Source organism: Vibrio pomeroyi (assembly GCA_041879425.1).
GTDB lineage: Bacteria > Pseudomonadota > Gammaproteobacteria > Enterobacterales > Vibrionaceae > Vibrio > Vibrio pomeroyi_A.
In genome coordinates this window covers 1325437-1339882 of the sequence record CP090854.1, presented here as the reverse complement: position 1 = coordinate 1339882, position 14446 = coordinate 1325437, and the positions used below count along the sequence as shown (strand labels likewise).

General features: G+C 41.9%; 10 protein-coding genes. 2 read left to right on the top strand and 8 right to left on the bottom strand.

The genetic code is table 11. From position 1 onward, the window contains the following. Nucleotides 1–213: 213 nt before the first annotated feature. Entirely contained in the window at nt 214–2073 is a 1860-nt protein-coding gene (locus tag L0992_06065; GenBank protein XGB68254.1) for a helix-turn-helix transcriptional regulator, read from the top strand. A 68-nt stretch (nt 2074–2141) separates the two neighbouring features. Here L0992_06065 and L0992_06060 read toward each other — a convergent pair whose 3' ends face one another. Together L0992_06060 and L0992_06055 are read right to left on the bottom strand one after the other, a co-directional pair. Beyond that, nucleotides 2142–4520: a hypothetical protein gene (locus L0992_06060; GenBank protein ID XGB68253.1), complete on the bottom strand. Its 2379-nt coding sequence runs from the start codon at nt 4518–4520 to the stop codon at nt 2142–2144. An 8-nt stretch (nt 4521–4528) separates the two neighbouring features. Next, nucleotides 4529–6871: a hypothetical protein gene (locus L0992_06055; GenBank protein XGB68252.1), complete on the bottom strand. Its 2343-nt coding sequence runs from the start codon at nt 6869–6871 to the stop codon at nt 4529–4531. 273 nt (nt 6872–7144) lie between these two features. Between L0992_06055 and L0992_06050 the strand changes: the two genes are divergently transcribed. Further along, nucleotides 7145–7768: an HD domain-containing protein gene (locus L0992_06050; protein XGB68251.1), complete on the top strand. Its 624-nt coding sequence runs from the start codon at nt 7145–7147 to the stop codon at nt 7766–7768. A gap of 198 nt (nt 7769–7966) precedes the next feature. On the opposite strand, the gene L0992_06045 is transcribed toward L0992_06050, so the two are convergent. The 6 genes from L0992_06045 to L0992_06020 form a co-directional block, all read right to left on the bottom strand. Continuing rightward, a complete protein-coding gene (locus L0992_06045) occupies nt 7967–8203 on the bottom strand; it encodes a hypothetical protein (GenBank protein XGB68250.1) in 237 nt (78 codons plus the stop codon). Between the two features lie 120 nt (nt 8204–8323). Then, nucleotides 8324–8827, bottom strand: a complete 504-nt coding sequence (locus tag L0992_06040; GenBank protein ID XGB68249.1) for an ABC-type transport auxiliary lipoprotein family protein — start codon at nt 8825–8827, stop codon at nt 8324–8326. Continuing rightward, nucleotides 8827–10452, bottom strand: a complete 1626-nt coding sequence (pqiB, locus tag L0992_06035; GenBank protein XGB68248.1) for an intermembrane transport protein PqiB — start codon at nt 10450–10452, stop codon at nt 8827–8829. The genes L0992_06040 and pqiB overlap by 1 nt, the downstream gene beginning before the upstream one ends. Before the next feature lie 24 nt (nt 10453–10476). Beyond that, the gene (locus tag L0992_06030; GenBank protein XGB68247.1) at nt 10477–11724 is read right to left on the bottom strand and encodes a paraquat-inducible protein A; all 1248 of its coding nucleotides are present in this window, start codon (nt 11722–11724) and stop codon (nt 10477–10479) included. A gap of 197 nt (nt 11725–11921) precedes the next feature. Next, nucleotides 11922–13286 (bottom strand): polysaccharide lyase family 7 protein, encoded by a 1365-nt coding sequence (locus L0992_06025; GenBank protein ID XGB68246.1) that lies wholly within the window; start codon nt 13284–13286, stop codon nt 11922–11924. Between the two features lie 274 nt (nt 13287–13560). After that, on the bottom strand, nt 13561–14433 hold the full coding sequence (locus L0992_06020) for a LysR family transcriptional regulator (protein XGB68245.1): 873 nt from the start codon (nt 14431–14433) through the stop codon (nt 13561–13563). Nucleotides 14434–14446: the final 13 nt, after the last annotated feature.

Sequence of the window (14446 nt, the reverse complement as noted above, 5' to 3'; positions counted from 1 at the left end):
ACAGTAGATTGACAAGTCTCCAGGCTGAGTGCCATAGATTTGACGTCACTATTTTGGCATTTCGCCTTTTTAGGGACATGCGCAACATACAGGTCAATCAACCCAAACAATTAACATCCGTAAAAAACAAATTACTGAAGATGTTAAATAGAGAGTCTGATGTCTAAATTAGAATCGAGACATTGAGTTAATTATCAGAAGGTTAATGTTTTAATGAGTGAGTTTTCACAGTTGTTACGTAACTTCAGAAAGGAACTTCAATTTACGCAAACAGAGTTTGCAACCTACTTAAATCAGCTGGACGATGAGTTTAATGCGGTTGACGTCGTAACGATAAATCGTTGGGAAAACAGTAAGGTAAAGCCAAGTACATACAAAGCACTCAAGATCTTACAGTATCTTGGCGGAGATTTGTTTGAGACAATAAAGAGCTTTAAGTCCGAACAAAAAGATACACTAATCGAAACGTTTTTTAACGAATCCCATGGCTCATTTCAAAGTCGAATTTCAGCTCTAGCAGGCCTCAATAAAAAACAAGGCCAACGCAATTTTAAGTCACAGCCTTTAATGTCAGAGCCGTGTGAAACTAGCGTTATCGACAGAATCAAACTACTTTCTAAATTCACAAAAGTCGACATTTCACCACTGGACCAAATTGATTTATATCTCTATTACTGTGAGAAAAAAGCACATGGTCACAAGCTCATCAATACAGATGGCGACATTGTGAGTCACAACGTAGGCTTTTTCTTTGAAGACCATCAATTTGAGATATTAAAAACTCAAGAGCTAGATCTCAGAATGGCCTGCTCTTTAAATTCAAGCAAAAGTATAAATTATTTTAATGTAAGCTCACACTCAGAGACAAAAGATCATGTTATTGAGCATATAGTTTCAGATATAAAGTTACTTTCTCAGAACAAAAATATTAAAAAATATTCTGTTTTAGTAAAAGATCCCAACATGATGAAACTCTTGAAGGGCGTGGGGTTTGAAGTGTTTAAATTTTCAGAACCCTCTGCTAAAAAATGTAATATCACATTCAAAGATAAACATTATAGCTACTGTATCTTAACGATGGATAAAATAGACTATTTGACGAATCGGAACGTAATGTCACTAATCAAAGATGAATATTCTACCATGATGAAATTTCCGCAATTACTGCGCGAAGCGCGCAAGAAATTGAAGTTAACGCAAAAGGATTTTGCGGCATACATTAATCACTTAGATGATGAATTCAGCTCTGTAGATGTCGTAACGGTAAATCGATGGGAAAATAGCAAAGTAAAGCCAAACAATTACAAAGCTCTAAAGCTATTAGGCTGCCTTGGTCTGGACTTATATACAACGTTGAAATCCTTTGATTCCGAAGATAACGAAGACAGTGCGCTACTTGAAGACTTCCTTAGTGAGAGGTTTTTTTCGTTTCAAAGCCGAATATCGTCTATTACTAAAGGGGAGATAGAGGAAGGCTGCGACTGTAAGATCATGCCATTGATGACAGATCAGAATGACAAAGCAGTAATAGATAGAATAAAGCTGATTTCACAATATACAAAGGTGGATCCTTCAGCCCTCGATACTATCGATCTGTTTCTCTATTACAGTGAAAAAAAGGCGCATGGCAGAAAATTGGTCGATGTTAATGGCGATATTGTTAGTCATAGCCTAGGTTTTTTCTTCAACGAAGAGGTATTCGAGCAATACCAAAATAAGCATCTGCATATTAAGCAAGCATGTTCTTTAGATTCTAACCAGAGCTTAAATTACATTGTGGTTAGCGGTCACTCAGAGAAACGCGAACAATCTATTGCGAATCTAATTTCCGATATGAAGCTTCTTGCAAGAAACACTAAGATTAAAAAGTATTCCATGATCATCAAGAACCCAAGTGCATTGAAACTTATGAAGAACATCGGATTTGAAATATGGAAGTTTTCAGAACCAACAGAAGAAAAGTCGAACATCACCTTCAAAAACAAAAACTACCGCTATTGCGTACTGACTATCGACAAGATTGAATTACTTAGCAATAAACATGTTATTTCTTTTATTAATAAATATGGTTGAGTTTTTATAGACTCCATTTCTAAAGAAGCCACCATATAAATGGTGGCTTCTACAACCTAAAAATAAATTTATCTATCTTCGATAGATAAATGTGTAATATATGCAACAACACCATCTGCATTAACAGAAGAAGCTCCACCAGAAAACCCTAAGTAGTAAAACTTATTGGGATCGATTGGCGTTGATTCCAGTGTCACATCAATGGAACGCGTCCAATTTTCTAGATTTTCATCTAGTGTATAAAATATTCGAATACGTCCTTCATCATTTACAATTCTATAATGAACAATACGTTCTGAAGAAACAGGTTGCTCTCCCTCTGCAATACTGCCTTCGCTCGTTTCTACTGAAATATTATTATTATAATAACCAAATGCAATCTTCAAATAGCGATCGTCTCCAGATGGGATACCTGCAGTGCCGACACTGGCAGCACCAGCCCAACTGCATGAACCATATATTCTTTCATCACACCAAGAATTGATATCCGGAGCTATCGAACTCACTTGTTGAAGTACAACATTAACGGCCCCGCCATTAGTTTTAGTCGCCTTGGTTCTATCGACCGTAAAGTAAATGTCAAAAGAATCACCCATAAAGTTATTCTTGGAGATCGAAGTAATATACTGATCGTGATCACCTAGACTGATCATCGTACCTTCACTACTAATAACGGGCTCGTAAGATTCTAACTCTGTATCACCGAGTATCTTTGATACGTGCCAGTCATCAGGCTCAGTAGGATCGTGACTACCAATTTCTAAAGTAACCGGTACAAAGTTAACACTTTCGCTATATTGTGCCATCACGTTATCTTCGTAACCGCTTGTGAATTCGTAGACGGCGGTTGCAACACCATCACTGTTGGTTTCACTTAATGATTGGACTACATCATTACTCACTCCAAAACCGCCTACATCTTGACTCCCCCAAAACAAAATATCTTGATAAGGAGCCGGGTTACCATCAGGGTCTAATAAGGTTGCCGAAACGAGACGAGTTGTTCTTCGAGTGTCTCCGAGGTCATTACTAACAACATCTGAAACACTAAAGTCTTGTACATCATCTTTCAAATAAACACAGGTGGCGTAGCCGATACCTACAGAAGTATCATTCGTACTTGTTGAAGCATCAGACAAACTAACCAAGGACGCTTCAGCACTAGAAGTTTTATCAACAGTCCAGTAAGGCGTTGATGTTGGCCAGTTGTGATTCGGAAATGGTTGCTCAGAGATTAATGTTTCCAGTTCTCGCGTTAATGGTAAACGTCCACCACGATGCTCACAATAAGATTTAGCTTGTTCCCAGTTCATTTGTACGACCTGTACATGCTTCGGGCCTTGAGAGCCATCTTCCATATTTACACTAATGTAATCTTCATTGACATAATCAGCCATCGCTTTAGACATAGGTGCAGTGAACGTAACATCACCATTGATCACGTTATCGAAAGCGGTAATGTCTTCCCAATCTTGAATAAGGGTAAAATCGGCTTCTACTTCTATATAAACTTGCCCTACCGCATAACCGCCACGACCGTCCGTGACTGTATAAGCAACTTCATGTGGACCAGGTTCTGATGATTGAAAAGAAAATTTATGTTCAGTGACGGATGTAATTTCCGTTTCTGAATTATAAGCGCGTACAGAATCTAAAATTACACTGTCTTCTGCGTCCGACACATAATCTGTTAGGTCGATTTCAACCGACATATCTTTGGCAAGCTTGCCTTCTCGAATATAGTCATTAGCGATTGGTGGTGTATTGCCAGTATCAGAGACAGCTACGTCGATGTTTCCGAGTTTGGTTGAAGAGCCATCACTCATTGAGTACATAATGCGTGTCACACCAATATCGATCGGGGTATATAAGATCGTATTATTTAGTGAGTCGACTTCAACTGCACCTGCTCCCAATAAAGTCACCTCTTCCGACACGATATATATTGACGTATCTAGTTCACTATTTAGCTCTTCAGACAAGTCAATAGTCACTGCCGAATCAATATCGGTCGTTTCTGACAAATTCGGAAGTGTATTATTATCAGCAGTTTCAGAGACAGATACCCTTGCGAGTGATGAAGCTTGCCCAGCGTAAACATCTTGCTCAACGGGTTCTACTTTATATTCAAATTGACACTCGCCAATCTGATCCGACAAAGTTGTGAATGTCATACCATCAATCGAAGTTACCTCACAATCAACACCGTTACCGACTTGCTCGACGGAAGTTAAGCGAAAATCGATATCTGAACTAACATGAACAGTGGTATCAGATTCCATATTGACGAGTGCTTTTGATTGAACGACAGAGGCTTCAATAGGTACTTCTATTGGAGAGGATGGTTGTTGAGGTTGAGAGGTTGAACCAGAATCACCAGAGCCTCCACCACAAGCTGTCAGCGCTGAAATGCCTAGAGCTATCACACATAATTTTAATACTTTCATAGTCATTCCTAATACGCAGCCATATCTAATTCAGTTATTCGATAATTCATAGAAGGATCGGCGTTTTTACCCCCGATCGACAACCAATATGGCTCCGATAGATCGACATTACCTGATATATCAAAATAGCCTGACGCTTGTGCTGGTCTCTGACCTATGGTTGACGTGTAGACGTAAACTCTTTGGCCGCGTTTGTCGAACCAGTAGAAACGGTCTGAGTCACGCAGGTTCATGCTTTGAGAACTAGTAACCTGTCCACCTTCAAATAGGGATACCGGCATCTGGCCATACAAATTAACATTCAAACCAAATGCTGAAGGATGATTTTCTGGGTACGGAAACGTATTTCCTGTTCTCATAATTTCGTCTTCCTCCCATGAAGATTGGTTAGTACCCAATTGTTGAATTAGGACAGCAAACTCTCCTCTTGACGAATTAGCATCACTCTGTACTCGGAAGCGTATAACAAAATTGTCACCAAGGAATGGCATTTTATATACATGGAATAGCTTGCTATACCCAATATCCGGCATCAACATCAACCCATCTGCATCTGGGCTAAATACGTCTTGGGACCAATATTCCTCACTACTCCACAGAGAAGGGTCTGTCACATCAATCGCCAACGCACCGTCCACTGGATTAAATGAATAAAGTTCTTCATGCGAACTGACACGAACGGCAAGAACCTCTTCGCTGAATGAAATATCAAAATACGCTTCTTCCAATAAACCAAACTCATTCGTGCTTTCTGAAGTCATTGGCTCACGGTTCAAAAAAACACCGCGTTCATTGATGGACTCTAATTCAACGTCCGCAAAAGGTGCTGCATTACCGTCAGGGTCACGAACTTGAACTTCATACTCATAGCGGTTTGATACTCGCTCTTTCACTGATACATCGATAGAAAAATCACTCACACTCGGGTTGCTCAAATCAACACAAGTCGTGTACATACCAACAGCTTTTGATTGGTTGCCAATTGTTCCATCATTCAAGTGAACAGTTGCTGCGTTTGTTTCACTGACGTTTTCCGCGGTCCAATACTTCTTACTTGTAGGCCAATTGTGGTTGGTGAATGCACTGGTTTCGTTGGTGACAAGCGTTTCAAGTTCTCGTTGCAGAGGCAGGCGTCCGCCGCGTACTTTGCAATATTGGCGCGCTTGGCTAAGAGTTTGAGTGACGACTTCAGCGTCTTTCAATCCTTGCGTGCCATTCTCGACATAGGTGCCTGTATAAGGGGCATTGACGTAGTCGGCATACACTTTTGTCATTGGCGCGAAAAAGCGGATGTCTGAGCTGATCACAGGATCATGAGTAACAATATCTTCCCAATCTTGAATCAAAGAGAAATCTGGTTCGACTTCTATGCGTGCCAATCCGGTAGTGTAGCCACCCATGTGATCGCTTACTGTGTACGCCACGTCGTGAGGGCCAGGTTGTGTAGAAGAGAACTCAAACTTGGTGTTAGAGATATTGGCAGGATCGTAAAGTGATGTTGTTGAGTTGAAGTCCTGCACGCCGACAAGCTGTACATCATCGAGATCCACATCTTCGATATAACTGGCTACATCCACCAAAATGTTTTCACCCAATAACGCTAACTCACTAAAGGCGAAATCTTCCGCTGTGGGTGCGGTATTGTAAGTATCTTCTGAAGTCGCTATCGACAGTGAGCCTTGTTGAATCGACTCACCGTTTTGGTAGCTGTAATACACCTCGGTTTGACCTTTGGTCGTTGGCGTAAATTCAATCTGATGTGCACCAGAGACACGAGCTGTACCTGAACCTAGGCTGATAACACTATCTTGCAGGACAAAGTCATCACTCGGTAACGATGAACCTAGCTCGCTCTCTAGATCTACAACCACCACCTGTGATTCGATGGTTGACGCTGTAATACGTGGAAGAGTGGTGGACGAGTAATTCTGTCCTATAGCAACACGAGCATATGAGGTTGCCATTGAAGTGCGAGCTGAAGTCGTTACTTCATACTCGAACAAACAGTCATTAATGTCAGACGAATAGACATTGAAACTACCTTCACTAATACCTTGAACTTGGCAAGAATCACCAGATAGAGAGCGAGCATTAGTTACGACAAAATCTTGGTTATTCGATGTGTGAACATGCTCAGTCAGATCAATAGTGAAGCTTTGTTCTACCAGCGAGTTATCTTGAATATCTTGCGCACTAATCGAGGCTGATTCTGTTGGAGATGCAATAATGCCTTGCTCTCCGTCGGAGTTAGATTCACTACCACAGCCTGCTAGCAATACCGCTAAACTGACTGAGGTAAACACATTTAGTGTTGAATTCCGTTTCAACAAATCACTGTTGAATAGATACATTAAAAGCACTCTGATTAATAAGTAGAGCTGTATTGTGAACCTTGTCTCACTTCTACTCCATTAAATAGCTATGATTCATTATTAAAATTTAAACCATTGAAAAATATAACTATTAATTCAAAATTCATTACCTTTCAAACTTCTAAATTTTTCTAAACCTCGGTATGAATTTCGAGAAAGACCGTTTAATAAACATTCAATCACATTAAGTTAACTCCTCTACTCATCCTCTCCATACTGCCCGACTCATTCACATTGACACGGCAGACCGCTATGAACCAAACCAAGATTGACCGCGTGTACACACTCGCCCTACAACACAAATATTCACTCGATGCACTCAGGTTATTACAACCCATGCGTCAACATTCAATGGAAACCTACGAGCACACATTAAGGGTGTGTTTACTCTCTTATTCATTTGGCGAGTACTTAGAATTTAATGAAGAACAGTTAGAATTAATTTTCGATTCTGCTCTTGTTCACGATCTAGGAAAGCTAGGGACGCCCGGTGCTGTACTTCATAAAGCAGGTAAGTTAACGCCTGTAGAACGCCAAGTAATGAATAAGCACGTTGAAGAGTCTTACTCAATGACGTTAGAAGTTCCTGAGCTGGAACTGGCGTCTATATTAGGTTCTTTACATCATGAACGATGGGATGGAAACGGATACCCGTTGCGCCTAAGAGGTTCTGAGAATCCTTTGATTGGACAAGTTATTGCACTGGTCGACACTTGGGATGCTATGACCTCAACCAGAGCTTACCGCACAGGCATGCCCGCTGATAAAGCATTACGTATTCTGTTTGATGAAAGATTGAAAGGACAATTTAACCCACTTCTGGTCGACAAATTTATCGCCTTTATAGCCATCACTTCACTTGCAGAAGCGGCATAACGGCTCACAAAAGCTTGAGAGCTAAGAGTTGAGAGCTAGAAATTGAGAACAAATAGTTAATAGCAAAAAGTCGATTGCAAAGAACTGGGACATTTATGTGGGATATTAGGATAGGACATACACAAAAAAGTCCGCGTACAACATTTTCAGAATGTTCAACAACGCGGACTCTTCAACCAGTATGCTTAACGCTTTGGATTAATCTCGACGACCTGTTAGCTCGATCGCGTGATCTTGTGCGTCAGTTTGGAATTTTAAACCACCAGAAGATGCTTCATTGCGGCCTTGTAATACAGGTTCTGATTCAACACGCTCTACATTAGTTTGGTTCGGGGCTGTCAGGTTCATATCGATTGTACCTGTGTAATTACCATCTGCTGCAAACGCTGTATTCATTGAAAGAGCCATTAGACCTAGTGCGATTAATTTTTTCATACATCACCTCTGTATTTCATCATTCGTTTTTTCTTTCGATGGAGTTACTTTAGCCACCAACAACCAAACAAACGAGGAAAACCGAGATTTACCAAATAGAAAACAGCCTTAAAAATAACCTCAAGGCAATTGCGACTGGATATCAGACAAGACCTCATCCAGCCCTTCACCTAACGCCTCAACAAGTGCTTCATAACCTGCTTCTTTCAACGGTACCTTTGAATCGAAATCAGCACGTGCAAGCTCTTCATCTTGTTCGCTTAGCACCCAAGTTCCTTTCACTTCTGCATTGCCAGTATAAGAGCCATTGAACTGCTCAAAGGTAATCGTCAGCTCTTTATCTGCAGCGCCCGTAGAATTAGAACCGTTGACCCTTTCTTCAAGTAGCCCCTCTAGATTTTCCGCCCATACATGTTTGCGAGCAGAGACTAGTTCATTTTCAGACTTGCGATAAGCGATGCCAATCGTGTCCAAGTAATCCGGTAACTCTACCCGAGTTTTTACCTTAAAGATGGGTTTATCCAGTGTACTTTTCGGCAAGAGATAGGCGTTAGTGCCATCTGATGGAGCCGCACATCCCAAAAGCCCGACCGACATAACCAGTGATATAAATAGCTTTCTCATTATTCCACTCCCTTAACTGGAATCGGGTCTTCTTCAATATCGCTTCCAAATACCAGTGCATTCGGTTTGTCATTTAACACTTTAATTAATGGGCGAAGTTCTTTAAGTACATGTTCTAACTCTTCAGATGCACTGATCAATTGCTTGTAGGCGTCGGAATCATCGTCGTAGCTTTCCAAGGTCGCCTCAAGTTGCTTCATGGTTTCACTCAGATCTTGAGGTAACGCTTTTGCACCTTCACTATCCAGTAATTCATCCATGCTCTTCAAAGTAGTGTCTAAAGAAGAGAGCGAGCTATTTAAATTAGCAACGGTTGCATCTAAAGGAAGTTCATTAATCTTGGTTAGAAAATCAGTGATCTGCTTTTGTATCTCAGTTAATCCACCAGCCACCACGGGGAATACCGGATATCCATCAAACTCTCGTGGTTCGTAAGGATCTTCGTCTTCATAGAAATTAATATCGACAAACAGTGCGCCCGTGAGCAAGTTACCTGTTTTCAATGTCGCTCTTAACCCCTCTCCCATCTGAAGTTTGACCCGCTCTGCAAAGGTTTTGGCATTCACGGCTCTAAAGACTTCAGATACTCGCTCAATTTCAAGCTTGATTAGGATTGGAATACGATTCGATACCTTGCCATCTTTGTCCATACGAATCTGCAGTGGCACTGTATCAACCGTACCAATGCGTACACCACGATACTCTACAGGTGCGCCTTTCCTTAAACCGCGAACCGACTCTTCAAACAACAATACGTAATCAATCGAAGTAGTGTATTTGCCCTGTAATACCGCATCGTAGTTGTCATAAAGCGTATACTCATGCAGGTTTTCTTTGATTTGTGCACCCGGCTTAATGCTCTCTGCAACATCAAAGCTCACACCACCTGTCAATATGCTTTCAATCGATGCGAAATTGACGTCTAAACCATTCGCGCCAAATCTCACATCGATGCCAGAAGATAGCCAGAACTGAGTCTTTTCAAAGATCAGCCCGTCATAAGGCGCGAAGATAAACAGTTGGTATTTGCCCTCTTTCTTTTGGTAATCGAAACTCGTTTTTTCCACACGTCCTACAACAAAACCATGGTGCAAAACGGGCTCACCGACATTGAGTTGATTCGCCTTATGATGTGACACCACTACACGAATGCCTTTTGTATCTGGCCCCGCAACGGGTGGCGTGTCGAGCACATCAAACTTCAACTGAGACTCACTCGACTTACCGGGCTTTAATTCAATATAAGAGCCCGAAAGAATAGTCTCTAGGCCACTGATGCCATCGGTACCAACATGTGGCTCAACTACCCAAAATTGAGTGTCGGCATTAATCATACGAGATGCTTTCTTGTCTATCTGAGCTTTCGCTATGATGTATTCATAGTCTTCGCTCAAAGCGACATCAGTAATGGTTCCCACATGGACATTCTTAGACTTAATTGCCGTTTTCCCGGCTTCTATACCCGAGGCATCTGGCAAGATAAGGGTTATCTCTGGCCCACGATTGTTGAAATATTGAAATAACATCCAACACCCGACCAACACCGCAATAATCGGTACTATCCAGACTGGCGACAGCTCGCTTTTTTTCGATACTTTTGCATCTGAAGTATTTTGCTTTTCCATATGTCCCACACCTCTTTGGGGAGATTACTTCCATATAATTCGGGAGTCGAAAATCATCGCTGACAACATCGTAAAGATGACGACCGACGCAAACGAGAGAGCTGCAGGGCCCGGATAAATAGCCATCACGCCATCTAATTGAACCAATGCCACTAAGATGGCGACCACGAAAATATCTATCATCGACCAACGGCCAATAAATTCAGTCACGCGGTACAGCTTTAAGTAACGATTCGCCCTTTGCTCGGTGAGCCCATGCACCCTTCTGGCATTCCAGTACAAATAAGCTAGAGCGACCATCTTCGCCATTGGGATAAAAACACTCGCAATAAGAATGATAAGTGCCACAGGGTATGAACCCATATTCCAAAGTAAGATGACCCCTTCCATGATGGTTGAACCCTCGCTACTTCCAAAAGCCGAGGTATACATCATCGGGTACAAGTTAGCGGGGATATAAAACACCACCGAAGTAAACAACAGCGCCCACGCTATCTGCAGGTTTTTGATTGGTTCAAAGCGATGTAAGTGCGTGTGACAACGCGAGCAGTGATGAGTGCTCTCACTGTAGTTGTGTACTTGTCCGCAAATGTGACAGGCTAAATGCTGCTTATTCTGAAAGATGCTTCCTACCATTTGATCTTGCGAGGTTTTCATTGGTACTAAGCGATCCCATAACCAATCAAAGTCCACCAAAGATATCGTCTTCACCACCAGCATGGCGTAAATGCAAAACGCCCAGAACGACAGGCCCATGGAGACATCCGCCAAAGACGCGATCTTAATCAAGCTCACCAGCACACCAATTAAAAACACATCGACCATCAACCATGGCTTGGCCCAACTTAATGACTTCAAAGCCAAAAACGTAAAGCGATTGGATGCGTAATGAACGTGTTTATTTCGGTCAACAAGCAGATAAAACCAGAGAGACAAAACTAAAAAGTACGCAGGTAAAAGAATGACGGCTAAAAAAAGTAAGATTGCAATCAGGCTGTTATCCATTCGATTCATCATGTCGACAGCTTGATACAAGGTAATTTGTTGGCTAATTCCTTGAACACTGAACGACATGTAAGGAAAAGTGAGGCTCATTATCAACGTAATAAGACTGGCGACCGCATAAGCCATTACACCCTGCTCTTTGTGATGCCCGACACTCGACAAGGTATGAGAACATCTTGGACAAGACGCTTCGCTGCCCGCAGACAACTCGTCAAACTGACTAACCAGTCCGCATTCGTGACATGACTTAATAAAGCGTTCAGGCAAAGACGTCCCCCTTTGGTGTTAATAAGCAACTAGACACTCTAGGTAAATATAAGTAAGGGTTGGATTTTTTGCCAATATGCGCACAATGAAAGGAACGCTGTATATTAGAAATGAGAGGTGGAAAGATAAAAAGGAGATGACCGAATGGCCACCTCCACGTTAAGTATTCACAAGTTTCGTTATTGGCTAAACAAAGCCTAGTTGTGATTGTTATCTAACTGGTAGAAAGTCACTTGCGCATAATCACTGTCGGCACTTGAGTTATCTTGTAAGTAGATACCTGCTTTAAAGTACATGTAGTTATCAGCATCGTCATAACCGCTGTTACTCATATTCACTTCTTTTGCCGCTAGCTCTGAACCATTCTGGCTAATCGTCGTGATCAACTTATCGCCTTCGACAACAATGGAGTACGAAAAGGTTTCATCTAACGCAATGCCATCACTTGGGTTACTGATGTTATTCAAGTCACCGTCAGAAGTCACCATGTTACCTAACAAGTTATGCCAAGTTTCATCACCTCCAGTCGATTTAGAGGTTTCATGAGCAAAGTAGATCGCACCTTTGTCGTTACCTGGCAATTTATGATAGTACAGGCGAATCGGCTCGTTTTTCTCAGCGTGGATCTGACCGATCACGATTCGACCAACTTGCTCTGTATTTGAGGTCGTAGTCGTCACATGGTTGATGGCCAGCGTTGCATTCAACGTACCGTCGATACCACCAAAGTCAGCCTGTTCACTCGATGGAATAGACGAGAATGCCCAGTTGTTATCTTTACCAGAGGTAGAGTAAGAAGTGTCACCACGACGCAGCATTTCTCGCAGTTCAGTACGCACATACTTAGTTCCACTCGATGTGGTCACGCCTTCAACAGGTGTATAGAACACCAAGCCACCATCACTGCCTGTATAGAAAAACTGATCTTCATAACCAGCATCTAGCGCGTTCTCTTTAATAGAAGTTGCGTAACCATCTCCTTCATCAACAGGGATGCTGACATACCAATCGAGTAAGTCGAAGTTGCCTGATGGCGGTAGATTTGGATCAAGACCGTAGTCAGGGCTATCATTACCACTGATTTCGACTTCAGTAATGTTTGTCCAAACACTTTGAGCGCTGTTTTCAAATACTTTGATACGAATCCAGCGAGCTTGAACATCTGTTACATCATAGCTTTCAAAACCTGATGTGCTGCCACTGCTGTATCCATAGTAAACCTTGTCCCAGTTACTTGAGCTTTCATCTGCTAATGCTCTGATCTCGAACTTATAAGTTTGTTCTTCTCCTTTACCCCAAGCTATCGCGACGTCCTGAACATTTTGTACTGATCCTAGATCGAGCACTAGATTAACAGGGGCATTTTGAGCCGCCCAACGCGATGACCAGTCTGTGCTGCCATCAATCGCATTTGATGCCGGGTAAGAGTTATGAGCTCCACCCCAGTCTGATGCTGATTGAATATTCAATGTTTCAGCCGATACTCCACAAGAAGCCATCGCCAAAAGAATTGAGCACGACAGTGGTTTGCAAAACTTAAAGTTGCAAGGGTTAAAAATCATACAAGTCTCCATGATATATTTCACGTATATTGTTTATTCCATAGTTTGTAGGGTGTTACCGAAGTAACGGAAACCACTATAGGACAATATTTGTACGACAAGTTGAACAAATATCACGATCATGAATTATTATATTACAAATAAATAACTATGTGACATGTACCATTCTTATACCAAACACATCATCTAATAAGGCGTCTATATAACTCGAAGTTTTTACGCTTTGTTGTTAGCCCCTTTTGTTGCTCTCACACAGCACGATAACGTCACACGATCAGCTTTTGATGAACTCCTGTTTAAGCTTCTCTTCTAATGCTTGAACACAAAGTTGGATGGAGATAGGCATGTTGGAAGTGAATGGGTTCAACGCATAAACGGTGTTGGTTGGTAATTGAAAGCTAGGCATGATGTCGACAACTTCATTCGATAACTGGGAAAAGTAGAAGTCTGGGATCACACCAATGCCAACACCTGATTTGATTAAGGCAAGACAACTATGGAATGAATTAGTAGTACAGCTAGCTTGTTGTTGGTAGACAAAGTCTTGTTCATCTTGAGAACTAAAGTGATGAGTCACCTGTTTTCCTTGCCATGAGTTAGCAATATAAGGAAGCGATTCAAGTTCACGCTCTCGCAGGCTTTCTACGCCACACAACACGTCTTTAAACTCACCTAACCGTTTCTGCTTAAGGTTACTGTCACGCGAGCTGCCCACTCTTACCGCGAGATCAATATCGTGCTCCATGAAGTCCAAATGTTGATCATCACTGATCAGTTCCGGCCTTAGTTTCGGGTACAGCTTCATTAAGTCTGCAATAACAGGCGCAACCAACAAATCCATCAATGCATTGGGAGCCGTGATTCGAATCCGACCTTGTGGCTCTTCCAGTTCGGCTTTCGCCATATCCCACGCCGATTCGGCGATCACGTTAATGTCTTTACAACTTAGATAGAATCGCTCGCCCATGCTGGTTAGGGTTTGCCTTCGTGTTGTACGCTTGAGGAGTGAAGCGCCTAGCTCTTGTTCCAGAATTTTGAGGTGCTGACTGACGACAGATTTAGACAACTCTAGTTTTTCAGCCGCAGCCGATACTGAACCCTGCTCTACGATATGAGCGAAAATCGACATCTGCTTTAGCTTACTCATTTTATTGTTCTCT